Here is a 24,846-nt window from a genome sequence, read left to right as displayed (position 1 = left end):
GAAGCGGCCCGGCCGCTCATCTGGCCACCGCCAGGCAGTAGTCCTGGTCGGTGGCGAGCAGGTTGCGGTGGGTGTCCTCGGCGGTGATGACGCCGCCGTCCAGCACGAGGACCCGGTCGGCTGCGTCCAGGAGGGCGGGGCTGCTCGTGATCACGACGGTGGTGCGCCCCCGGCGCAGGCGGGCGATGTTGCGTGCGACGAGCTGTTCGGTGACGGCGTCGACGGCCGTCGTCGGGTCGTGCAGGACGAGGATGTCGCTGTCGGCGGCCAGGGCCCGGGCCAGCGACAGCCGTTGGCGCTGCCCGCCGGACAGGTTCGCCCCGCGGTCGCGGACGGCGTAGTCGAGTCCTTCCCGGTGCAGGGCCACGACGTCGGTCAGCATCGACGCCTCGACGGCCTCCGCGACCGAGCGGCTGCGGCCCGACGGGTCGATGTTGGTGCGGAGCGTGCCCGCGAACACCTCCGCGTCGTAGGGGTTCACCAGCATGTGCTCGCGCACCGCCTCCACCGACAGCTCACCGATCTCCTGGCCGCTGACCCGTACGGCTCCCTCGTACGTGTGCGGCGGGACCTTCACGGCCAGGACGGCGGCGAGGTCGGCCGCCGCACGCGGCTGGTACGCGGCGACGGCGACGAACTCACCCGCCGCCACGTGGAACTTCAGGGCGTGCAGGGCTCCGTGGCTCACCCCGTCGATCTCCAGGCCGCCGCCCGGGGCGGGCCGGCGCGGGCCCGGCACGGAGACCGGCGGGGCGGTCAGCACCAGCGCCATCCGCTCCGCCGAAGCCCGCGCCATCATCACGTACTTGGGCATGTCCGAGAACATCTTGAGCGGTTCCATGATGAACTGCGCCAGTCCCACGGCCATGACGAGTTCACCGACGGTGATGCGGCCGTCGAAGGCCAGCCATCCCGCCGTCAGCGTCACCGCGACGGCCAGCGCCGCGTTGAGGGCCATGGCGGTGCCCGCGTACGCGCCGTTCACGCCGGCGACGGTGACCGCCTGGTGCTTCGCCTCGGTACTGACCGTCCGGTAGGAGCGGAAGGCGGCGTGGTTGCCGCCGAAGCCGTGCAGCGGGCGCAGACCGGTGATCAGGTCGGCGACCTTCGCACCGGCGCGGGCCACGCGGGCCTGCTGTTCGCGCGTACTGGAGCCGATCCGCCGGGACATCACCGACAGGATCGACAGGATCGCGACGGTGCCCGCGATGACCAGCAGGCCGAGCCGCAGGTCCGCCAGCCCCAGCGCGACGGCGGCGACCAGCACCGCGACGAGCGAGCTGATCAGCAGGGGCACGACCTCGATGATGTCGGCCGTCTGGTCGGCGTCCTCGGTGGCGATGGTCAGGATCTCGCCGGACTTCAGGCCGACGTCCCCGGCCACGGGCTGGAGCCCGCAGTCGGCGACCCGCACCCGCCAGCGGTGCGCCTCGGTCGTGTTGGCCTTCTGCAGGATGCGCATGCCGAACCGCCACGACAGCGACACCGTCGTGATGATCACCGCCAGTGCGGCGATCGACAGCACCAGGGCGCCGGGGCTCCGGTCCCGCATCGTGTGCTCGACGATCAGGCCGAGCGCGATGGGGAAGGCGGTCTCGCCGGCCTGGTAAAGACCCATGAGGACGGTGCCGCCGGCCATGGCGCCCACGTTGCGGCGCAGTGCGGTGCGCAGGATGCCGGACCCCGAACGGGGCCGCTGCGTGTCAGGAGTTGTCATCGAGGTGGCGGGCAATCGCTTCCGGGGTGCGCAGGGTGAACAGGTCGCGGATCGTGACCACTGGACCGTACTCCCGGCGGAGCAGGGCGATCAGCCGCACCGCCAGCATGGAGTGTCCGCCGAGGGACACGAAGTCACCCACCGCGCTCACCTCGTCGTCGTCCAGGTCCAGTGCCTCGGCGAAGAACGCGCAGACGGCGGCCTCGGTGGCGGTACGCGGCCCGCGCTCCCCCGCCGTGGTCAGCGCGCCCAGCGGGCGGGCCTCGGGCAGTGCCCTGGTGTCGGCCTTGCCGTTGACGGTCAGCGGGATCGCGTCGACCTGGGCGTAGTGCGTCGGGCGCAGGAAGTCCGGCAGCGCGGCGCCCACTTCGGCGGCGACCGCCGCCAGGTCGGAGCCGTCCAGTACGAGGTAGGCGGCCAGCCGGTACGCGCCGTCGACCTGGGGGTCGGGCTGGGCGACCGCGGCGGCGAACCGGACCGCCGGGTGCGCGGCGAACGCGGCCTCCACCTCGCCCGGTTCGACGCGGTGTCCCCGGATCTTGACCTGCTGGTCGGTGCGGCCCAGGTACGCCAGGTTCCCGTCGGGCCGCCGTGACACCAGGTCCCCGGTGCGGTACATGCGCTCGCCGGGCCGGCCGAAGGGGCAGGCGACGAAGCGGTGCGCGGTCTGGGCGGGCTGTCCGAGGTAGCCGCGCGCGATGCCGATGCCCGCCACGTACAGCTCGCCGGGGACGCCGTCGGGGAGGGGCCGCAGCCAGGGGTCCAGGACGTACACGTCGGTGTTGTCGATGGCGACGCCCACCACGGGGTCCTCGCATTCGAAGGTGCCGACGCCGAGGGTGTTGATGGTGTACTCGGTGGGTCCGTACAGGTTGTAGCCGGCCGTGCCGTCCGTCTCGGCGAGCCGCTGCCACAGTGCGGGCGTGACGGCTTCGCCGCCCAGCAGGACGAGGGCGGGCCGCCGGTCCGGGTCGTCGAGCAGGCCCTCGGCGAGCAGTTGCCCGGCGTAGGTCGGGGTGACGTTGACGACGTCGATGGCGTGCCGGAGGCAGTACTCGACGAGCCGTGGGGCGTCGCGGCGCAGTTCCTCGTCGCAGATGTGCACCTCGTGGCCGTCGGCGAGCCACAGCAGTTCCTCCCACGACATGTCGAAGGCGAACGACACGGTGTGCGCGATCCGGAAGACCCGGTGGCCGTGGTCCGCCAGTACCGGTTCGAAGATCCGGCGCTGGTGGTTGACCAGCATGTTGGTCAGGCCCGCGTACTCGGTCACCACGCCCTTGGGCCTGCCGGTCGATCCGGAGGTGTAGATCGTGTAGGCGGGGTGGCGCAGGCGGTGCGGGTCGCCGGGGGCGAACGTCGTGACGGGCTCGGCCGCGGGGAGCGGCCGGTCCAGCTCGATCAGGTCGCCGGGCAGTCGGCGCAGCCGTGGTGACACGGCGCTGACGCTGAGGATCACCTCGGGGCGGGCGTCCGCGACGATGGCGGCGATCCTTTCGTCGGGGTGGTCCAGCTCCAGCGGGACGTACGCGGCGCCCGTGCGCAGTACGGCGAACAGCGCCACGATCGAGTCGAGGGAACGGGGGACGGCGAGGCCGACGGTGGTCTCGGGGCCGATACCGCGTGCGGCGAGGACGCCCGCGACGGCGCGGCTGCGGTCCCGGAGGCCGGCGAAGGTCATGGTGTGTCCGTGGGCGACGAGGGCGGTCCGTCCGGGGTCCCGGTCGGCCGCCAGGTCGAACCGGTCGACGACGGTGTCCGTGCCCACGTCGGTGCGCTCGGCGGGCTCGGGCCGCGGTCCGAGGCCCGGCAGGGTGCCGAGCGGTCCGGTCGCCCTGGCCAGGTCGTCGAGGATGCGCAGGTAGTCGTCGAGGAGCTGCCGGGCGGCCGCGGTGTCGTGGTCGCGGTACTCCAGTTTGACGGTGAGCCGGTCGCCCGGGGTGACGACCCAGGTGTACGGGTAGTGCGTGGAGTCGTCGGCCCGGACGCCGGTGATGCCGTGGCGGGCGTTCATGTCGGCGAAGGCGTCCAGGTCCAGGAAGTTCTGGAGGACGAAGAGGTTGTCGAAGAGCGTGTCGTGTCCGCCGGCGCGCTGGATCTCGCCGAGCCCGATGTGTTCGTGTTCCATCGCCTCGACCCGGGCGGCCTGCACGGACGTCAGGTACGCGCGGACGGTGTCCTCGGGCCGTGCCCGCGTCCACATGGGCACGGTGTTGAGCAGCACGCCGACGATGCCGTCCAGGCCTTCGCCCTCCCGGCCCGAGACCGTCACCCCGAACACGGCGTCGCCGCGGCCCGTCCGGGCGCCGAGCAGGAGGCCGAAGGCGCCGGTCAGTACCGAGTTCAGGGTGACGCCGTGCGTGCGGGCGGTGTCCCGCAGCAGCTGTGACCGGTCGGGGTCGAGGGTGTGGACGAGCGCGCGGGGCAGGCCGTCGGCGAGGGCCGGTGCGGGGCCGGCGAGCAGGGTCGGGCCGGGGAGGCCTGCCAGGTGCCGCGCCCAGAACCGTTCGGCCGGGGCCGGGTCCTTGGCGGCGAGGGCGCGGGCGTGGTCCTCGAAGCTCGGGTTGGCCGGGGCGGGCGTCGCCGGGTCGCCGGCCAGGCAGCCCTCGTAGGCGGCGAACAGGTCGCGGAGCACGATCTCGCGTGACCAGCCGTCCCACAGCAGGAGGTGGTAGCTGAGCAGCAGGCCGTCGCGGCCGTCGGGGCGGCGCACCACGGTCAGCCTGATCAGGGGCGGCCGGGCCGGGTCGAAGCCGGTGTCGCGGTCCCGGGCCAGCAGGGTGTCGACCTCGGCGTCGGTCGCGAGGTGGACGGTGCGTACGTCGACGCGCCGGCCGGCCGCGAGGACCTGCACGGCGTTGCCGTCGTCGTCGGTGGCGAAGCCGGCGCCCACCGACGGGTGGCGGGCGATCACCCTGGCCATGGCCTCGGCGAGGGCGTCGGTGTCCAGGCGCCGGTCGAAGGCGAACCAGCTCTGCGCGACGTAGTGTCCCGCCGGTCCGCCCAGCTGGGCCTGGAAGTACAGGCCGCGCTGGAGGGGGGTGACCGGTGCGGTGCGCTCGGCGGTCGCGGCGGCCCGCGCGATGTGCTCCAGTGCGTCGTGCCAGTGTCCGGTGATCTCGTCGGGGATGCCCTCGGCGAGGGTGAGGACGGCGTGCAGGCTTCCGGTGGCCGCGTCCGTCCAGGCGTTGACCTCGACGGCGTAGGGGCTGCTGTCCCGGTCGCCGCCGGTGACGGGCAGGGCCTGGGATTCGCCGCCCCGGCCCAGGTAGTTGAAGAGCACCTGCGGTTGGGCGTCCAGGAGCGGGGCGGTCTGCGGGTCGAGGTGGCGGAGCCGGCCGTAGGCGAGGTGGGCGCGCTCGTCGGGGCGGCGTGCGGCGACCTCGCGGGCGGCGGCGACCGGGTCGGTGTGGGGGGTGAGGCGCACGGGTGCGATGGAGGTGAACCAGCCGACCGTGCGGGTGTAGTCGTGGTGGGGCAGTACCGGGTCGCGGCCGTGCCGCTCCAGGTCGACGGCGAGGTCGGTGGGTGCGGGCTGGATGCGGGTCAGGGCGGCGCGCAGGGCGCCGCACAGCAGTTCGGTGAGGCCGACGCCGAGTGCGGTGGGGGCGGTGCGGGTGAGGAGGTCGCTCAGGTCGGGCGGGAGCACGGTCACGGTGTCGCGCGGCGCCCGGACGGCGGGCAGCAGCGGGGGCGCCTGGAGTGTGGTGATCCAGTGGTCGAGGCCGTCGTCGCCGGGGTGGGCCGACGGGTCGGCCAGGGCCCGCGCGTACTCGGCGTAGGAGGTGGTCGGCGGCGCCGGCGGCGCCCCGCGCAGGGCCGCGGCCAGGTCGTCCAGCAGGATCAGCCAGGACACGGTGTCGACGGCGAGGTGGTGCACGGCGACCACCAGGGTGCGGCTCGCCTCCAGCCAGGAGAAGGCGATGACGTCGCCGGTCTCGGGGTCGAGGCGTCCCGCGGCCTCGTCGGCCGCGGTCTCGGGGTCGGCGGTGTCCGTGCGTACGACGGTGGCCGTGCGGGCGGGTTCGGTACGCAGGGTCCATACGCCGTGCTCGACGCGCAGGCGCAGCCGCAGGACCGGGTGCGCGGCCACGACGGCGTTCGCGGCGCGCTCGGCGTCGGCGTATCCGGTTCCTGCGGGCGCGGTCACGGCCCGGGCCTGCGCGAACCGGGCGAGGGAGCCGCCCAGTCGGCGCAGGCGCAGGATGATCGGGGTCGGTGTCAGGGGTCCGTCCTCGCGGGCGGCGGACTCGGGGGCGGGTGTCGCGGTTTCTGGTGCGCTCGCCGCCAGGTGTGCGGCGAGCGCGCGCGGCGTCCTGAGCAGGAAGACGTCCCGCGGTGTGATGGCGAGGCCGAGGGCCCGGGCCCGGTTGACGACGGTGATGGCGAGGATGCTGTCGCCGCCGGCCCGGAAGAAGTCGCAGTCGCCGTCCACGGCGGTGCCGGGCAGGGTGTCGGTGAAGATGGCGGTCAGCGCCGTGAGTGCGGTGTCCTGCGCCGTCACGGGCGGAACGGCACCGGCGTCCACCGCAGCGGCGCGGGCGGCCCGTTCGGTGAGGGCTTGGCGGTCCAGTTTGCCGTTGACCGTCAGCGGCAGGGCGTCGGTCTCCAGCACCCGGGCGGGCACCATGTGCGGGGGAAGCTTCGCCGAGAGCAGGCCGGTGAGGTCGTCCGGTACCCGGCCTGCGATGTGGGCGACGAGGTGGTCGCCGCTGTCCGCCACGGTGACGGCGGCGTCGACGACGCCGTCGAGTTCCCTGATCGCCGCCTCCACCTCGGCCGGCTCGATGCGGAAGCCGTTGAGCTGTACCTGGTCGTCGGCGCGGCCGGTGAACTCCAGCTCGCCGTCGAGCGTGCGGCGTGCGAGGTCGCCGGTGTGGTACATGCGGGCGCCGCCGCCGGCGAAGGGGTCGGCGACGAACCGGCCGGCGGTGAGCCCGGGCCGGCCCAGGTAGCCGAGCGAGACCTGGTCGCCGGCGACGTAGACGGCGCCCACCCGGCCCGGCGGCACCGGCCGGAGCCGGTCATCGAGCAGATGGGTGACCAGGCCGGGGATCGGGACGCCGATCGGGCTGGCGCCGCCGCCGCGCTCGAAGTCTTCGTCGGTCAGGACCCGGTGGGTGACGTGGACGGTGGTCTCGGTGATGCCGTACATGTTGACGAGCTGGGGGGAGGCGGTGCCGTGCCGCCCGACCCAGCCGCGCAGCCGCCCGAGGTCCAGCGGCTCACCGCCGAGGATGATCCGGCGCAGTGCGGGGAGCGGCTCGGCGGTGTGCCGGTCGGCCTCCATGAACCGGTGGAAGGCGGAGGGGGTCTGGTTGAGGACGGTCACGGCGCGTTCGCGCACCAGCCGGTGGAAGTCGACCGGGGAGCGGGTGAGCGCGTAGTCCGGCACCAGCAGTTCGCCGCCGTGGACCAGGGCTCCCCACAGTTCCCAGACGGCGAAGTCGAAGGAGTAGGAGTGGAACTGCACCCATACGTCGCGCGGTCCGAAGTCCATGTCGGGGCGGGTGTTGGCGAGGAGGGCCACCACGCTGGAGTGCGGGACGACGACGCCCTTGGGCCGGCCGGTGGATCCGGAGGTGTAGATGACGTAGGCGGGGTCGTGCGGGCCGGCGGCGCGCGCGGCGGGGCCTGTGGTGGTTCGCGGCAGCCGCTCGCCCTGTACGAGGACGCGGGCGGGGACGCCCGCCCGGGCCAGCAGCCGGGTGAAGCGGTCCCGGTGCTCCGGGGTGACGAGGACGGCCTGCGGGGCGGCGTCGGCGAGGACGTACTCCAGCCGGCCGTCGGGGTGGCCGAGGTCCAGCGGTACGTAGGCGCCGCCCGCGGTGACGACGGCGACGAGTGCGGTGACCTGTTCCAGGGAGCGCGGTACGGCGACGGCGACGCGGGTGCCGGGGCCGATGCCGGCGGCGCGCAGGGTGGCGGCCAGTTCGTCGCGGCCCGCGGCCAGTTCGGCGTAGGTCAGCGAGCGGGTGGCGCCGTCGAGGGCACACTGGGTGACGGCGGTGGCGGCCGGGTCGCGGCGTGCGGCGGCGTCGAAGAGGGCGCCCAGGGTGTTCGGGGCGGGCTGGGCCGTCTGGGCGGGCTGGTCGGTCCGGGCCGTCGGGGCGGCCTCGGCGGCCTGGGGTGTCGTACCGGCCGGGCGTCGGGCGGCGCCGGGTGCCAGGTCGCCGGCCAGGACGTCGACCAGGGCGTCCGGCCGGGTGAGGAGGGCGGTGAGGGCGCGGGTGAAGGCGGACAGGATCGCGCGGGCGCCGGCCTCCCGCAGGAGGGTGCCGTCGTAGATCAGGTTGAAGCGGGGCCGGCCTTCGGGCGTACGCTCGGCCACGAGGGTCAGCGGGTAGTGCGGGGCACCCTCGTTGACGATGCCGGTGACGACGAGGGAGTCCCCGGGGCCGCGCAGCGCGGCGGTGTCGGTCGTGACGTCGAAGACGACCAGGGTGTCGAACAACGGGCCGGCGCCGGTGTGGCGGCCGATGCGGGCCAGTGAGACGTGCTGGTGCGGCCGCACGGCGCTCTGGTGCTCACCCACCTGGGCGAACAGGTCGCGGGCCGTGGTGGCGGTGGTCCAGCGGGCGCGTACGGGGACGGTGTTGATGAACAGGCCGACCATGTCCTCGATGCCCGGCACCTCCGCGTCCCGCCCGGACACCGTGGAGCCGAAGACGACGTCGCGGGCGTGCAGGAGGCCGCCGAGGGCCACCGCCCAGGCGCTGTGCACGGCGACGCTGAGGGGGACGCCGGCCGCCCGGACGGCTCCGTCGAGGTCGTCGCCGTCCGGCTCGGCGGCCGTGTCGGCGAACCGATCGGACGGTGTGTGCCCTTCGGCGACCAGCGAGGGGCCGGGCAGGCCGGCGAGCTGTTCGCGCCACACCCGGTCGCTCTCGTCCTGGTCCCGGCCGGCGAGCCAGCGCACGTAGTCGGTGAAGCCTCCGACGGGGTGCACGGTGCCCGGCGCGTGGTATTCGGCGAGGAGGGCGCGGAGCATCGGCGGCACCGACCAGCCGTCGGCGATGATGTGGTGCACGGTCTGGACCAGGACGGTGCGGCCGGCTCCGGCACGGATGAGCGTGTACCGCATGAGCGGGCCGGCGGCCAGGTCGAATCCGGCGCGGCGGTCCTGCTCCGCGTGCTCGCGGATCTCGTCGTCGGTGATGCCGGGCCGGTCCAGGACGGTGAAGGGGGCCTGTGTGCCGCTTTCGAGCACGCAGACCACGCGGCCGTCGGCGAGGGGTGTGAAGCGGGCGGCGAGGTTGGGGAAGAGGGCGAGCAGGCGGGTGGCCGCCGCGGCGAGCCGGTCGGCGTCGACCTGTCCTTCCAGGGTCAGCAGTTGCTGTTCGACGTAGGCGCCGGCGGAGTCGTCGTCGAAGACCGAGTGGAAGTAGAGGCCTTCCTGGAGCGGGGTCAGCGGCAGGACGTCGCGCAGGGCGGGGCCGTCCAGCTCGTCGACGTCGGCCTGGGTGAGGGAGACCAGGGGGAAGTCGCTGGGGGTGTGGCCGCCGTGGCCGTTCCGGTCGAGTGCGGCGAGCGCGGTGAGGGTCTGCCGGTAGTGGGCGCCGATGGCCGCGGCGTCCTCGTCGGTGAGCAGCCCTTCGGGCCACGAGAGGGTGGTGGCCAGCCGGTAGGCGCCGGCCGTGTCGGGTTCGGCGATGGCGTTGAACTCCAGTGCGCGGGGCAGTCGCATGCGGGGGTCCCGCCGCTCCCCCAACTGGCTGGTGGTGTGCGCGAGTTCCCAGTCTGCTGAGGATCCCGCGTCGAAGCGTCCGAGGTAGTTGAAGAGCACCTGGGGTGCGGGGGTGTCGAACCGGGCGCCTCCCAGGTGGCGCAGGGCGCCGTAGGAGAGGCCGTTCCTCGGGACGCGCGCGAGGTCTTCCTTGACCGCCTTCAGGGCGGCCGCCAGGTAGGCGGGATCCGTGGGGTCGGCCGCCGCGCCGGGGTCGACGGTGACCGGGAAGAGGGTGGTGAACCAGCCGACGGTCCGGGAGAGTTCGGGTTCGAAGCCGGCGCCGTCGGCGACGAAGCGGGCTTCGCGGCCGTGGCCCTCCAGCTCGATGTGGGCGAAGGACTGGTCCTGGCCGAGGTCGCGGCGCCACCGGGCGAGGGTGACGGCGAGAGCGGTCAGCAGTACGTCGTTGACGCCCGCGTGGAACCGGGCGGGGAGGTCGCCGAGCAGGGTGGCCGTGACGTCGGGGCCGACCGTGACGGTCGTCGTGCGCTCCCGTGCGACGGTGTCGGCCGCGTTGAGCGCGCGCCGGCCCAGCGGGGCGTCCGGCCCGGGCAGGGGGCGCCGGTAGTGGGCGCGGTCGCCGTCGAACGCGGCGTGTTCCAGCAGCTGGGTCCACCGGCGGAACGAGGTGCCCGCGGGCGGCAGTCGGACCGGTTCGCCGGAGGTGTACAGGCGCCATGCGGTGGCGCAGTCCTCCGCCAGGATCCGCCAGGACAGGCCGTCGACCACGACGTGGTGGGCTACGAGGACGAGCTGCCGGGCGTCGCGGCGCCATACGGCGCGCAGCATGACGCCGTGCTCGGGGTCCAGTGCGGCGGCGGCGAGGGCGGCGCACTCGTCGAGCGGCCGGTCGCTCTCCTGCCAGCCGGCGGTGGTGCGGTCCCCCGGCGCCGGGATGTCGAGGCTCCAGTGGTCGCCGCGTACGAGCCGGGCGCGGAGCACGGCGTGGCGTTCGACGAGGGCGGCGAGGACCGCGTCGAGGGCGCCCGCGGTCAGGTCCGCGGGGGTGTTCAGCACGACGGACTGCACGAAGCCGTCGACGGCGTCGGTGGTCTCGCCGAGCCAGCGCAGGACGGGCGAGCCGGTGACCGGGCCGGTCTCGACGTCGTCGTGGTCCTCGGCGGCGGTGTCGGCGGGGACGGCCGCCGCGGCCAGCGCGCCGATCACGCTGTGGGTGAAGATCTGCCGCGGTGTGACGTGCAGGCCGTCCTTGCGCAGCGCGCCGAGCAGGGAGATGGCGAGCAGGCTGTCGCCGCCGAGCCGGAAGAAGTCCTGGTCGACGCCGACCGCGTCCAGCCGCAGGAGCGCGGCGACCGCGGCGCACACCAGACGCTCGTTGTCGGTGGCGGGCGGGACGAGCGGGCCTGTCCCGGTGCCGGGCTCGGGGAGCGCGGCGCGGTCGAGCTTGCCGTTGGCGGTGAGCGGGAACTCCTTCATGACGACGATACGGGCGGGCACCATGTACTCGACCATGTGCCCGGCCGCCCACTCCGCGACCTCCTGGGCCGTCAGGTCCGCCGCTCCGGCGGCGGGGATGACGTAGCCGGCCAGGTAGGTGCCGCCGGCGGTGTTCTGCTTCGCGACGACGCAGGCGTGGCGTACGCGCGGGTGTTCGGCGAGGCCTGCCTCGACGTCCTCGATCTCCAGCCGCATGCCGCGGATCTTGATCTGGTTGTCGGCACGGCCGAGGAAGTCGAGTGTCCCGTCCGGTGCGTACCGGGCCAGGTCCCCGGTCCGGTACAGGCGCGAGCCGTCTGCGGCGAAGGGGTTGGCGACGAACCGGGAGGCCGTCAGGCCGGGGGCGCCGGCGTATCCGCGGCCGAGCAGGAATCCGCCGACGTACAGTTCGCCGCCGACCCCGACCGGTACCGGGCGCAGCTCGTCGTCGAGGACGTAGAGCTGGGTGTTGGGGTTGGCCCTGCCGATCGACGTGGTCAGGCGTTCCGCCGTGCCCCGGTAGACGACGTGGGAGACGCCGATGGTCGTCTCGGCCGGCCCGTAGCCGTGGTACATGGGTATGTCGAGCCGGTCGCGGAACCGCTCGTACAGCTCGGGGGTGAGCACTTCGCCGCCGCACCACACGTGCCGCAGGCTGGCGAGCCGGCCGGAGTCGCCGGCGATGTCGAGCAGTACGTCCAGCATGGACGACACCAGGTAGGTGAAGGTGACGCGCTGCTCGGCGATCACGCCGAGCAGGTGGTGGGGGTCGCGTTCGCCGCCGGGCCGCAGGACCACCAGGCGGCCGCCGGACACCAGGGGCAGGAAGATCTCGTTGACGGAGATGTCGAAGGACAGGGGTGCCTTGAACAGGGAGGCGTCGTCGTGGCCGAAGCCCAGGATCTCGTGGGTCTGCCACAGCAGGCGCTCGCTGATCGCCTCGTGCCGGATCATGGCACCCTTGGGCCTGCCGGTGGAGCCGGAGGTGAAGATGACGTAGGCGAGGGCGTCGCCGGGTGTGGTGATGCCGGTGCCGCCGCCGGGGTGGGAGCCGTGCCGCCAGTCGCCGAGGTCGACGGCGACGGCGGCCGGTTCGCCGGGGGCGTGCCCGCCCGTGCCGTTGAGCTGGAGCACGACGCCGGCGTCCTCGACGACGACGGCCCGTCGTGCGGCGGGCCACTGCGGGTCGAGGGGTACGAACGCCGCGCCGGCCTGGAGCACGCCGAGCAGGGCGACGACCATGTCGGCGGAGCGGGCCAGGGAGATGCCGACGACCTGTTCGGCGGTGGTCCCGCGGTCGAGGAGTTCATGGGCCAACTGGCTGGAGTACGCGGCGACCTGGCCGTAGGTGAGGGAGCGCCGTTCGTCGACGACGGCGACGGCGTCGGGGCGGGTGCGCGCCTGTTCGCGGAACATCTCGACGATGGTGGGGCGGGCCCGGTCCGCGCCGGTGTCGTTCCAGCGGGCCAGGGTCTCGACGCGGGCCGCGACGCTGGAGGGGGCGATGGTGCCGAGGGGCCGGTCGGGGAAGTCGGCCAGGTCGTCGAGGGCGAGTTGCGCGTCGGCCGGGTCGACGCCTTCGGGGAGGGTGATGCTGCGGGCGTCGTCGCCGATCTCCCAGCCGGTTGGCGGGGCGCCGCCGTTGTCGGCCCAGCCGAGGACGTCGGCGAAGAGGGTGTCGCGGGTGAGTTCCATGCCGTCGGGGCTGCGGCCGGTGGCCCAGTACGCCAGCCCGGTCGAGCACGCCGTGGTGATGGTGCGGTCGCGGTAGTCGCCCGCGCGCCGGCGTAACGCGGCCAGGCGCGTGGGAGAAAGCCGCACGAGACGAGCGGTCGGTTCCGTCATCGAAGACTCAACGCCCCTTCAGTGTCCGCCGGCCGGCCCACCCGGACCGGGTGGGCCGGACTTCAGGCCGTGTCCTGGCTTCCCTCGCGCCAGGCGCGCCACAGTTGTGCGTAGCGGCCGCCCAGGGCCACCAGTTCCTCGTGTGTGCCGTGCTCCACGACCCGGCCGGCGTCGAGCACGGCGATCCGGTCCGCCGCCATGGCCTGCGTCAGCCGGTGTGCGACGAACAGCGTGGTGCGGCCGGCACACGCGGCGAGCACGGCCCGCTCCAGCTCGGCCGCGCCCTCGCTGCCCGCCTCGGCCGTGGACTCGTCGAGTACCACCACGGGTGAGCGGGCCAGTACGAGCCGGGCGAGCGCGATCTGGGCCACCTTGGTGACGTCGAGGCGCTCGCCTCCCTCGCCGACCGGGGTCCGCAGGCCGTCGGGCAGTGCGTCCACCCAGCCGTCGGCGCCGACCGTGCGCAGGGCGGCGGTCAGTTCGGCGTCGGTGGCCTGCGGTGCGGCGAGCCTCAGGTCGTCGGCGAGCGGCCCGGAGAACACGTGCGTCTCCTGCGTCAGGATGCTGACGAGGGCTCGCGCGCCGGCCTCGTCCAGGCCGGCGAGGTCGGTCGTGCCGATGCGTACCGATCCGGCCTGCGGGGTGCCGATGCCGGCGATCAGCGCGGCCAGCGTCGACTTGCCGGCGCCCGTCGCCCCGACCAGGGCGAGCGAGCCGCCCGCCGGGATGGACAGGTCGACGTCCTGCAGGACCGGCCGCTCGGAGCCGGGATAGGCGAACGTCAGGCCCTTCACGGTCACCGGGTGGGGCTCGTCGGCCGCCGGCTCGACGGCGGGGGCGCCGACCAGCCGGTCCTGGGCGTCCTCGCCGAGGACGCCGACCAGCCTGGTGAGGCTCGCGCCCGACTTCTGCGCCTCGTCGAAGGTGAACATGATGGAACCGAGCGGGGTGAACAGCCGGTGGAAGACGAGCGGGGCCGCCGAGACCTCGCCGAGGGTGGCGGCGTCGGCCTCCAGCAGGGCGTACCCGGTCACGATGATGAGGACGAGTCCGATGAACTCGGCGCGGTTCTCCCGGCCGACGAACCGGCCGAAGAGGCGGAACACCTCGATGCCGAGTTCGCGTACGCGCCACGACTCGGTGGTGACCTTCTCGCGGACGGCGCCTTCCAGGCGGTAGGCGCGGACGGTGTCGATCCCGTTCAGTCCGCTGATCAGCGCCTGTGCGCGGTCCGCCTGGACGGCCCGCTGCTGCTTGTACAGGGGGGCGGAGCGGGGCAGGTACCAGCGCAGGGCGAGGGCGTAGGCGGGGAGCGCGCCGGCGCCCGCGAGGCCGAGCCTCCAGTCGAGGCCGAACATGCCGAGGGTGGCGATGGCGACGAGCACGCCGGCCGAGAAGACGGTGGGTACGGCGGTGCGGATCCCCCTGGACAGCACGGCGACGTCGTCGCCGACGCGGGAGAGCACGTCTCCGCGGCCGACCTGTTCGATCCGGGCGCTCGGCATCCCGAGCACCGCCCGGACGGCGCCTTCCCTCAGCTTGGCGAGGAGGTCCGCGCCGAGCCGGCCGACCAGGTAGGTGGACAGGGCGGTGGCCGCCGCGCCGAGGAGCGCGGCGGCCGCCATGAGCACGCCCGTGGTGACGAGCACGGAGCGGGGTCCGCCCGCCACCACCCCGTCGACGACGCGGCCGAGCAGGAGCAGCGGGAGCACCTGGAGGGCCGCGCCGGCCACCGTGGTGAGGACGGTGGCGGCCGTCAGCCAGGGCACCTCGCGGCAGTGCGAGACCACCCAGCGGGTGGCCTCGCCTCCGGTCGTCGTGCGCAGGGTGGCCGGCGCGACGAGCGTGTCCGTGGCGCTCACGCTCAGCCGGCCGACTTGACGAGTTCGTCGATGGCGTACGGCAGGGAGAGCAGGGTTCCCTGGGACATGGCCGCGCCGACGGCCGGGCCCTCGCTGTCGAGGAGGTAGGAGACCTTTCCGTTCTTGACGGCGTTCAGGTTGGTGAAGAGCTCGAACTTCTTGAGTGCTTCCTGGTCGGCCTTGTCGGCGATGACGAAGATGCGGTCGACGTCGACGAGGTCCATGCGCTCGGGGGAGAGCGTGGTGTAGAACTTGCCGTCGGCGATCTTGTCGATCTCGGTCTGGCCCTTGTAGCCGATGCCCGTCACCAGTCGGCCGCGTACGTCGGTGGTGGTGAAGGGGGCGACCGAGTCCTTGTACCAGGACAGTGCGACGGCGGTCTGGGTCGCGAAGCCGGGGTGCGCCTTCCTGGCCGCGTCGAGCTTGTCCTGGATGCCCTTGACCAGTTCGGTGCCCTTGGCCTCCTGGCCGAGGGCCTTGGCGATGTGGACGGCGTTGTCCTGCCAGGGGGCGCTGAACGGCTCCTTCTCGGCCTTGGTCCGGCCCACCGTCGGGGCGATCTTGGAGAGCTTGTCGTAGGCGGCCTGGTCGATCTCGGAGTAGACCGCGACGATCAGGTCCGGCCGCAGGGCGGCGATCTTCTCGTAGTTCGGGCCGGCGTCGCCGTTGTTCATGACGACCTCGGGACGGGTGTCGCCCCACTTGTCCTTGGTCCACGGCCACTGGGTGTTGATGTCGGGGCTGGTGCCCGGCGGGTTGGGGTACTGGTCGACCATGCCGACCGGCTTGATGCCGAGCGCGAGGACGGCCTGGTCGTCGGTGTAGCCGACGGAGACGACCCGCTGGGGGGCCTTGGCGACCTTCGTGGATCCGAAGGCGTGCTCCACGGTGACCGGGAAGGTGCCCGCCGCGGCGGCCGGGGCGTCACCGCTCTTCTTGTCGGCCGGGTCCGCCGGGTCGGAGCCGCATCCGGACAGGAGCCCGGCGCCGAGCGCCGCGGCGGCCAGCGCCGCCGCCGGCCGCACCCAGCGGTTCGTGGCTGGTGTTCGATGGAGAAGCATCGGCAATCCCTTGCTTTCGTGCTGTCCATTGCGCCCCCGGCCGAGGGCAGGCACACAGTAGCGCGCCCAAGTGAGGCTAGCCTAGCCTTACTTGAACCGTATCTTTGTCCATCTGATCCGGCCTCACGTGGGCGCGGCCGATCGGCACGATGAGCGGCCTGTCCCCCACCGGGTCGTCGATCACCTTGGCACGCAGCCCGAACGCCTCGTGCAGCAGTTCCGCCGTGATCACGTCGCGCGGATGCCCCTGGGCGAGGATGGCGCCCGCCTTCATCACGATGAGGTTGTCGCTGTAGCGGACGGCCAGATTCAGGTCGTGCAGCACCAGGACCACCGTGCATCCGGACTCGTGCAGGTCGTCCACCAGGTCGAGCACGTCGACGGCGTGCGCCAGGTCCAGGTAGGTGGTCGGCTCGTCCAGCAGCAGCAGGTCCGTGCCCTGAGCCAGCGTCATCGAGATCCACACGCGCTGCCGCTGGCCGCCGGACAGCGCGTCGACCGGGCGGTCGGCCAGGTCCGCGACCCCGGTCATGGCCAGCGCCCGCTCCACCACGTCCGCGTCGTCGGAGGACCACTGCCGCAGCCAGCTCTGGTGCGGATGCCGCCCCCGGGCCACCAGATCGGCCACGGTGAGCCCCTCCGGGGCCACCGGGGCCTGCGGCAGCAGCCCGAGCTTCTTCGCCACGTCCCGGGTCCGGAGCCGGGCGATGTCGTCGCCGTCCAGGACGACGCTGCCCCGGGTCGGCTTCAGCAGCCGCGACAGGGTCCGCAGCAGGGTCGACTTCCCGCAGCCGTTGGAGCCGATGATGGTGGTGATCACCCGGGGCGGGACGGCCACGTCCAGGTCGTCGATGACGACCCGCCCCCCGTATCCGACGGTGACCCCTCTGGCGGCCAGCCGCACGGTCTCACCACCCCCGTGCGCTCTCCCGGCGACGTGCTCAACGGCCACGGTTCCCCCTCGTTCCCGACCTGCGCCGACATGTTCCGATCACCGAAGATTCGCCCTCACCAGCAGGTAGACGAGGAAGGGGCCGCCGATCGCGGCGGTGACCACGCCGACCGGCAGCGTCATGGGCAGCGCCGTACGCGCGACCAGGTCGGCACCGATCAGCAGCAGGGCCCCCGTGAAGCCGGAGGCCGCCATGGGCGGCGTCGGACACCTCGTCAGGCGCATCGCGACCTGCGGCGCCACCAGCGCGACGAAGGAGACCGGCCCGGCCGCGCTCACGGCGACCCCGGCCAGCAGCACCGCGCACAGCAGCAGCACGGCGCGTACCACCGTGTGGCGGACGCCCAGGCCGGCGGCCACGTCGTCGCCGAGGTGCAGCGTCCTGAACTGGAAGGCGACGCCCGCCACGACCGCCGCGAGGACGAGCGTGCACCACAGCGCCACCCGCACGTCGTCCCACGAGCGGTTGTCCAGCGAGCCGATCAGCCAGGCCTGCGCCCGCGCCACGTCCCTGATGTCGGCCGTCACCAGCAGCCAGGTCGTGACCGCCTCCATCACCGCACTGACCGACAGGCCGATGAGGATGAGCCGGAAGCCGTCGATCCCGCGCCGCCACGCCAGTACGTAGACGAGGAGGCCCGTGCCGAGACCACCCGCAAGGGCGGCCCCGGACAGGCCCACCGAGTTGACGACCGCCGTGGCGGTCCCGCCGGACACGGTCACCAGGAACACGGCGACCGCGCCGGCGCCCCAGGTGATCCCGAGGATGTCCGGGCTGGCGAGCGGGTTGCGCGCGATGGACTGGGTGATCGCCCCGGACATGCCCAGGGCGACGCCCACGACGCATCCGGCCAGGGCGCGCGGCATCCGCAGGTCCATGACCACGAACTCGTCGACCTGTTCGCCCCGGCCCAGGATGGTGGCGACCACCCGGGGCAGGCCGATGGGGAAGTCCCCCACGCCGATGGACAGGCAGAAGACGAGGAACGTGGCCGCCGCGAGCAGCAGCGTGGTGCAGACGAGCCACGGCCTCCAGACGAAGGAGACCCGGCCGAACCGCACGCCGGGGAGTACCGGCTGCTTCACCGGGGGTACCGGCTGCTTCACCGGGGTCGTGTCCATACCGGTTCCGTTCATGCGCTCCTGAACTTTCCGCGCCACACCAGGACCGCGAAGAAGGGGGCGCCGAGGAGGGCCACGACGACACCCGCGTCCAGCTCGCCCGGGCGTACCACCAGGCGTCCGGCGATGTCGCAGACCAGCAGGACGATGGCGCCGAGGAGCCCCGCGTACGGCACCAGCCACCGGTAGTCCGGCCCGGTGAGGTAGCGGGCCACGTGGGCCACCATGAGTCCGAGGAACGCGATGGAGCCGCAGGCGGCGGTCGCGGCCCCGGCCAGCAGGGTGATGGCGACGATGCCGACGGTGCGGTTCAGCGCGATGTTCACGCCCAGGCCCCGGGCCACGTCGTCGCCCAGGTTGAGCAGGTTGACGGCGGGCAGCGTCGTCAGCGCCAGCAGCAGCCCGACCGCGACGAACGCGGTCACCGGCCAGATGACGCCGAATCCGACGCCGGCCACCGAGCCGGCGTTCCAGAAGCGCAGGGCGTTCAGCGACGCCTTGTCGGACAGCGCGACCGCGGTGGTCATGGCGGCGAGGAACACGGTGACCCCCTGCCCGGCCAGTGCGAGCGTCAGCGGGTTGCCCGCGCCCCGGCCGATGCTCGCCAGCCCGAACACCACGACGCCCGCGACCGCCGCCCCGGCGAACGCGAACCAGACGTACTGGAACGGGTTCGCGAAGCCGAGGAAGGCGATCACGCAGACCACGGCGAACGAGGCGCCCGCGTTGACGCCCAGCAGACCCGTGTCGGCGATCGGGTTGCGGGTGTAGCCCTGGATCAGGGCCCCGCCGACGCCCAGGGCCGTTCCGGCCACGGCGGCGAGCACCGTACGGGGGATCCGTACGGTCTGCACGATGAGCCGGATGTCGGTGAGCCGCTGGTCGGCGCCGGGGCCGGGGGCGGCCGACAGGCCGTACCAGACCTCGGACGGGCTCAGTGCGCGCGCACCGACGCCCAACGACACCACCATCGCGACGAGGAGGAGCAGTACCAGGGTGAGCGAGCCGGCGATCCGCCGCCTGCGCACCCGCGTCGTGCCCGTGGGCAGGCGGCGTTCCACTGCGATCGTGCCCATGTCGCCGTACGTCATCCCTTCGGTCCACCGGTGGGGCGGGGGTCGGCGGCCTCGGACCGCCGGTCGGCGGGCGGCGGCCGTACCGCCGTCAGCGGGCGGCCGTTCCGCCGGTGCCGCCGGCGAGCGTGCGGGCCTCGTCGGAGCCGGACTTGGGGCCGCGGCCGAGGAGGGAGTCCAGGATCTCGCCGACCCGGACCGCGGTGTTGGACAGCAGGGACGAGGTGATGCCGTGCGTGTGCTCCGTTCCGCCCTGTACGTAGATGCCGCAGCGCAGCGCGGGATCGGTCGCGACGCGGTAGTCGCGCTCGACCCGGACGCGGCCCGCCTCGTCGCGCAGGCACCGTCCGGCGACCTCGCCGAGGAGGCCGAGCGGGTCGGCGGGGCGGTAGCCCGTGGCGAAGACCACGGCGTCCGCCTCCAGTACGGTCTCCTCACCGGTGACCAGGGACCGCACGGTGGCGTGGACGCCCGCCGGGGTCTCCCTGACGTCCGTCAGCCGGGACACGTTGAGGAAGCGCAGGCGCTCGGTGCCGAGGACCTTCTCCTGGTACATCTGCCGGTACAGGTCGTCGATCAGGTCGATGTCGACGACGGAGTAGTTGGTGTTGCCGTGGTAGTCCATGAGCCGGCGCTTGACGTCCTCCGGCGCGGCGAAGAACTCGCCCACGGCCTCCGGGTCGAAGATCCGGTTGGCGAAGCCGCTGTCGTCGGCGGGGCTGTAGCCGTACCGGGAGAAGACGGCGCAGACCTCGGCCCCGGGGAAGCGGCGGTGCAGATAGGCGACGTTCTCGGCGGCGCTCTGCCCGGCGCCGACGACGATGAACCGGGAGGGGGCGGTGCCGTCCAGTGCCTCGACCTTCGTCAGGAGGTCGCAGTTGTGCCATACGCGCCCGGTGCGCTCCACGCCGTCCGGCATGAAGGGGCGCAGTCCCGTGCCGATGACGACGTTGCGGGCCCGGTGGAGTGCGAGGCCCTCGCCGGAGCGGACGGTGACGTCCAGGTACTCCACCGCCCCGTCGCGGACGGAGGGCGTGATCCCGACGACCTCGTGGCCGTAGGACACCATGTCGTCGACCTGGGCGGCGGCCCACTCGAAGTAGTCGTGGAACTCGACGCGCAGTGGGAAGAGGTTCTTGTGGTTGATGAAGTCGACCAGCCGTCCCTTGCTCTTGAGGTAGCAAAGGAAGCTGAACTCGCTCGCCGGGTTCCGGAGCGTCACCAGGTCCTTGAGGAAGCTGACCTGCATGGTCGCGTCGTCGATGAGCATCCCGCGGTGCCAGCCGAAGCGGGGCTGCTGTTCGAAGAAGCGGGCGTTGACCGTTTCCTGTCCGCTGACGCGTAAGTTGTGCTCGCTGACCGCGATGGCCATGGCCACGTTGGACGGGCCGAAGCCGATTCCGACGAGGTCGTGGACCAACGGGTCTTCGCCAGGACGAACCTGTGCCATGTCACTCCCATCGTGCGAGGGCGGCCGCGCGCCGTGGGGACGGTGGCCGTCGGCCGGGCGTCCGCCGGGCCCGGAATTCGGGCACGCCGGCAGAGCCGCAACCGTGAGACTTAGGCAAGGCTAAGCTGATTTAGCCACCACTGTCGATAGGCAAAACGGGCAGTCACCCATGAGGGTGATCTTCAACTCCCTTGCGGACCAAGGGCATTGCAGGCTTAGGCAAGCCTTGCTTTACTCGACATGACCAACGCCCCTGTGCTGAGGAGGAACCCCATGCGGGTCGTCATGTTCGGTTACCAGACCTGGGGGCACCGCACCCTGCGAGCACTCCTGGACTCCGAGCACGACGTGGTGATGGTCGTGACCCACCCCAAGAGCGAGCACGTCTACGAGAAGATCTGGAGCGACTCCGTCGCCGACCTCGCCGAGGAGCACGGGATCCCGGTACTGCTGCGCAACCGCCCCGACGACGAGGAGCTGTTCGTCCGCCTGAAGGAGGCGGACCCGGACATCATCGTCGCCAACAACTGGCGGACCTGGCTCCCCCCGCGCGTCTTCAACCTCCCGCGTCACGGCACGCTGAACGTGCACGACTCGCTGCTGCCGAAGTACGCCGGCTTCTCGCCCCTGATCTGGGCGCTGATCAACGGCGAGAGCGAAGTGGGCGTCACCGCGCACATGATGAACGACGAGCTCGACGCCGGCGACATCGTGCGGCAGGAGGCCGTGCCGGTGGGGCCCGCGGACACCGCCACCGACCTCTTCCACCGCACCGTCGACCTCATCGCACCCGTCACCGTGGGCGCGCTCGACCTCATCGCCTCGGGGCAGCGGGAGTTCGTCCGCCAGGACCGCTCGCAGGCGAGCTTCTTCCACAAGCGCTCCGTCGAGGACAGCCGCATCGACTGGACCTGGTCAGCCGAGGAACTGGACCGCCTCGTGCGCGCCCAGTCCGAGCCGTACCCGAGCGCCTTCACCTACCACCGGGGCCGCCGGATCGAGGTCCTGGCCGCGTTCGTGTCACAGGGCCGGTACGGCGGCACACCCGGCCGTGTCTTCTACCGCGAGGGCGACGGCGTCGTCGTCGTCGCGGGCGCCGACGCCCGCACCGGCCGCAACCACGGGCTCGCCATCACCCGGGTGCGGACCGAGGACGGCCGCGAGCTGCCCGCGGCCGAGTACTTCACCACCATGGGCGGCTACCTGACCGCCCGCCCCTGACGCGGTCGGGGCGGACGGACCGGGGTCCGTCACCGGCGCCGGCCGCCCGCGCGATCCGCGGGAACCGGGCGGGCGCCGCATCCGACCACCTGAGAGGAACTGGCGGGGCGGTGGCTCCGTGAGCGAATCCTCGGATCAGGGAATGTCGATGGCCGATGCACAGCAGTCCGCAGTCACGTCACCCGCGGCCACCGGGCGGTGGGGCCCGCCCCCGGCGCTGACCGGCTTCGCCGTGCTGCTCCTGGCGATGTTCGCCCTCGCCTACGGGGTCGGTTCCGCGGCCGGGCCGGTGGCGCCCGGCCTGCGGAGCACCGTGGGCGAGGCCGGTCCCTCGGGGCGGTCCGGCGACGGCGGCAGCGGGAACACCGGCGGCCACACCGGCGGTGGACGATGACGGCGGACGGCAGAACGGTCGCCGGGGCGACCACCGACCTCGTCGTCCGGGGCATGACCTGCGCGGCGTGCGTGAACCGGGTGGAGAAGCGGCTGGCCCGCATCGAGGGGGTGACGGCCGCGGTCAACCTCGCCACGGGCCGGGCGCGCGTCCGCCATCCGGCCGGCGTCCCGACCGCAGACCTCCTGGCGGCCGTCGAACGGGCCGGATACCAGGCGGAGTTGGTACGGCCCCCCGCGCCGGGGGCGGCAACGTGGGCCACGGCCGGTCGGGACCACCCCCAAGACCCCCGGCACCCCCACGACCCGGACGATCCGGACGATCCCGCCGGCCCGACACGGGAGGAGGCCCGCAGGGACCGCGAACGGCTGCTGATCACCGCCCTGCTCGGTCTGCCGGTCCTCGTCCTGTCGATGGCGCCCGCCCTGCAGTTCCGCCACTGGCAGTGGCTGTGCCTCGTACTGGCCGCCCCCGTCGCGGTCTGGAGCGCCCTGCCGTTCCACCTGAGGGCGGCCCGCGGGCTGCGGCACTCGGCGGCCACCATGGACACCCTCGTCTCGCTCGGCGTCCTGGCGTCCTTCGCATGGTCCCTGTACGCGCTGTTCCTCGGCGGCGCGGGGGATCCCGGCATGCGGATGCCGTTCAGCCTCCTGCCCTCGGCCGGGACGGAGACCGCTCACGTCTACCTGGAGGCGACGGTCGCCGTGCCGCTCTTCGTGCTCACCGGCCGCCATCTGGAGGCGCGCGCCCGGCGCGGCACGGGCGCGGCGCTGCGCTCCCTCGCCGGTCTGGCCGCCAAGGACGTGACGGTCAGCGAGGGTGGCAGGGAACGCCGGATGCCCATAGGGGAACTGGTGCCGGGACAGGGATTCGTCGTCCGGCCCGGGGAACGGGTCGCGACCGACGGCGTCGTGGTCTCGGGCAGTTCCGCCCTGGACCTGTCACTGATCACCGGTGAGAGCGATCCCGTCGAGGTGGGTCCCGGCCGGCCGGTGGTGGGCGGCGCCCTCAACATGGGCGGGCTGCTCCTCGTACAGGCCACGGCGGTCGGCGCCGACACCCGCCTGGCCCGGATCACGCACCTGGTCACCGAGGCCCAGGCGGGCAAGGCGCGGGCCCAGCGCCTGGCCGACACGGTGGCGGGCGTCTTCGTCCCCGCCGTGCTGGCCCTGGCCGTCACGGTGCTCGGCTTCTGGCTCGGCGCCGGAGCAGACCCCGAGGCGGCCGTCACCGCCGCCGTCGCGATCCTCGTCGTGGCCTGCCCGTGCGCGCTGGGTCTGGCCACCCCCACCGCCCTCATGGCCGCCACCGGCCGCGGTGCCCGCCTCGGCATCCTGGTCCGGGGGCCGCGGGCCCTGGAGGCCCTGCGGCACGTCGACGTGATCGTGCTGGACAAGACCGGCACCCTCACCACCGGCCACATGTCCGTCGTACAGGTCACGGGGGCGGCCGGCGGGATCGGCCGCGAGGCGGCCGTCCGGCTGGCCGGGGCGGTTGAGCAGGGCTCCGAGCACCCGCTGGGCCGCGCGGTCGCCGCGTACGCGCAGCGCCTCGCGGCCGGGGGCGCGCTGCCGCCCGTCGCCGGCTTCCTGGCCGTTCCGGGCAGCGGCGTCACCGGGGTCGTGGAGGGCCACCGGGTGGAGGTACGTACGCCGGGCGAGGGCCTGCCCGCCTCCCTGGCGTACGCCCTGGCCGAGGCGGAGGCCGCCGCGCTCACCCCGGTCCTGGTCCGCGTGGACGGCTTCGACGAGGCACTCGTCGCCCTGGGCGACGTCCTGCGGGCCGGCAGCCACCGGGCGGTGGACCGGCTGCGGCGGCTCGGTGTGGAGCCGGTCCTGGCCACCGGCGACCGGGAGGCCGCCGCGCGGGCCGCCGCCCGCCGGCTCGGCATCGTACGGGTGCACGCCCACTGCACGCCGGAGGGCAAGGCGGAGCTGGTGCGGCAGCTGCGCCGTGGCGGCCGCAGGGTGGCCGTGATCGGGGACGGCGTGAACGACGCGGCGGCGCTGGCGGAGGCGGATCTCGGAATCGCGATGGGCAGCGGCACGGACGTGGCCATCGGGGCCGCCGACGTGACCCTCGTACGGGGTGACATCGAGGCCGTCGCGGACGCGGTCCGCCTGGCCCGCCGCACCCTGGCGGCCATCCGGCTCAATCTGGTCTGGGCGTTCGGCTACAACGCGGTGACCGTCCCGCTGGCGGCCGTGGGGCTGCTGAGCCCGATGCCCGCGGCCGCCGCGATGTCCGCCAGCTCGCTCCTGGTGGTGGCCAACAGCCTCAGCCTGTGCAACTGGCAGCCCGCGCCGGGACGCCTCGGCTCCTCCGTACGGAAGGCACTCCGTTGATGCACATCCTGCGCGCCGCCCTCCGGACGGGCGGCCGAGCGGGCAACCGGGTGGTGCAGGCGGTAGCGGACGGCCGCTGCCCCGGCCGCCGGAGCCTGCGCGAAGGGCTGTTCGGCGCCGTGGTGCCCGTGGTCGCCTGTATGACGATGCTGGTCGGGCTGACGGCCTGGACCAAGGCGGGGGCCGCGGGCAGCCCGGCACGGATCGACGTCGGCGTGGGCCGGGTCCTCCTCCCGGCCGCGGGAAAGGAGCGCACCACGGCCTTCTTCCGGATCGCCAACACCGGCGAGGCCGACGACCAGTTGGTGGCGGTGACCTCCCCGGTCGCGGACGAGATCACGCTGAACCGGCACGAGCGGGTCGGCGAGGAGGACGAGACGACGCGTACGGTCTCCTCGGCGAACATCCCGGCGGGCGATTTCGTCGTCATGACCTCGGCCACCCTGGACCTGGGCGTCACGGTCAGGACGCGCCGGCGGGTGGGCGACGCCATGCCGTTCGTGCTGCACTTCCGCCGCAGCGGACCGGTGGACGCGGTCGCGTTCGTGGTGCGTCCCGGCGGCTGAGACCTCTCCTCCGGGCCGGGGCCGCCCACTCCCCCGGCCGGGGTTCACCCGCCGGGAGCAGCGGCACCCGAC

The 24,846-nt window shown here is 73.5% G+C and carries 12 protein-coding genes; 4 read left to right on the top strand and 8 right to left on the bottom strand.

Annotated elements, in window-relative coordinates:
• Window positions 1-16: 16 nt before the first annotated feature.
• The 8 genes from BSL84_RS31160 to BSL84_RS31125 form a co-directional block, all read right to left on the bottom strand.
• Complete coding sequence (locus BSL84_RS31160) at window positions 17-1,717, bottom strand: ABC transporter ATP-binding protein (protein ID WP_030026417.1); 1,701 nt, start codon at window positions 1,715-1,717, stop codon at window positions 17-19.
• Window positions 1,704-12,728, bottom strand: coding sequence for a non-ribosomal peptide synthetase (locus BSL84_RS31155; RefSeq protein WP_075971723.1), 11,025 nt, complete (start codon window positions 12,726-12,728; stop codon window positions 1,704-1,706). The genes BSL84_RS31160 and BSL84_RS31155 overlap by 14 nt, the downstream gene beginning before the upstream one ends.
• Window positions 12,729-12,790: 62 nt before the next feature.
• Window positions 12,791-14,590 carry an ABC transporter ATP-binding protein gene (locus tag BSL84_RS31150; RefSeq protein WP_075971722.1) on the bottom strand — a complete coding sequence of 600 codons (1,800 nt, stop codon included), beginning with the start codon at window positions 14,588-14,590 and terminating at the stop codon, window positions 12,791-12,793.
• A 2-nt stretch (window positions 14,591-14,592) separates the two neighbouring features.
• On the bottom strand, window positions 14,593-15,651 hold the full coding sequence (locus BSL84_RS31145; protein WP_030026423.1) for an iron-siderophore ABC transporter substrate-binding protein: 1,059 nt from the start codon (window positions 15,649-15,651) through the stop codon (window positions 14,593-14,595).
• 76 nt (window positions 15,652-15,727) lie between these two features.
• Window positions 15,728-16,603, bottom strand: a complete 876-nt coding sequence (locus BSL84_RS31140) for an ABC transporter ATP-binding protein (RefSeq protein ID WP_030026424.1) — start codon at window positions 16,601-16,603, stop codon at window positions 15,728-15,730.
• 39 nt (window positions 16,604-16,642) lie between these two features.
• Complete coding sequence (locus tag BSL84_RS31135; RefSeq protein ID WP_107484873.1) at window positions 16,643-17,740, bottom strand: FecCD family ABC transporter permease; 1,098 nt, start codon at window positions 17,738-17,740, stop codon at window positions 16,643-16,645.
• Window positions 17,737-18,801: a FecCD family ABC transporter permease gene (locus tag BSL84_RS31130; RefSeq protein ID WP_075972332.1), complete on the bottom strand. Its 1,065-nt coding sequence runs from the start codon at window positions 18,799-18,801 to the stop codon at window positions 17,737-17,739. The genes BSL84_RS31135 and BSL84_RS31130 overlap by 4 nt, the downstream gene beginning before the upstream one ends.
• 88 nt (window positions 18,802-18,889) lie before the next feature.
• Window positions 18,890-20,248, bottom strand: a complete 1,359-nt coding sequence (locus BSL84_RS31125) for a lysine N(6)-hydroxylase/L-ornithine N(5)-oxygenase family protein (RefSeq protein ID WP_045322689.1) — start codon at window positions 20,246-20,248, stop codon at window positions 18,890-18,892.
• A 273-nt stretch (window positions 20,249-20,521) separates the two neighbouring features.
• Here BSL84_RS31125 and BSL84_RS31120 point away from each other — a divergent pair, with 273 nt between their 5' ends.
• The 4 genes from BSL84_RS31120 to BSL84_RS31105 all read left to right on the top strand — a co-directional run bounded on the left by BSL84_RS31120 (window position 20,522) and on the right by BSL84_RS31105 (window position 24,774).
• Entirely contained in the window at window positions 20,522-21,469 is a 948-nt protein-coding gene (locus tag BSL84_RS31120) for a methionyl-tRNA formyltransferase (RefSeq protein WP_030030658.1), read from the top strand.
• Window positions 21,470-21,617: 148 nt separating this feature from the next.
• Entirely contained in the window at window positions 21,618-21,863 is a 246-nt protein-coding gene (locus tag BSL84_RS31115) for a hypothetical protein (protein ID WP_037663414.1), read from the top strand.
• Window positions 21,860-24,208, top strand: coding sequence for a heavy metal translocating P-type ATPase (locus tag BSL84_RS31110; RefSeq protein ID WP_075971721.1), 2,349 nt, complete (start codon window positions 21,860-21,862; stop codon window positions 24,206-24,208). The genes BSL84_RS31115 and BSL84_RS31110 overlap by 4 nt, the downstream gene beginning before the upstream one ends.
• Entirely contained in the window at window positions 24,208-24,774 is a 567-nt protein-coding gene (locus BSL84_RS31105) for a copper chaperone PCu(A)C (RefSeq protein ID WP_052680600.1), read from the top strand. Before BSL84_RS31110 ends, BSL84_RS31105 begins: the two co-directional genes overlap by 1 nt.
• Window positions 24,775-24,846 lie beyond the last annotated feature (72 nt).

The organism is Streptomyces sp. TN58, assembly GCF_001941845.1.
GTDB lineage: Bacteria > Actinomycetota > Actinomycetes > Streptomycetales > Streptomycetaceae > Streptomyces.
This window is presented reverse-complemented; position numbering and strand designations above follow the sequence as displayed.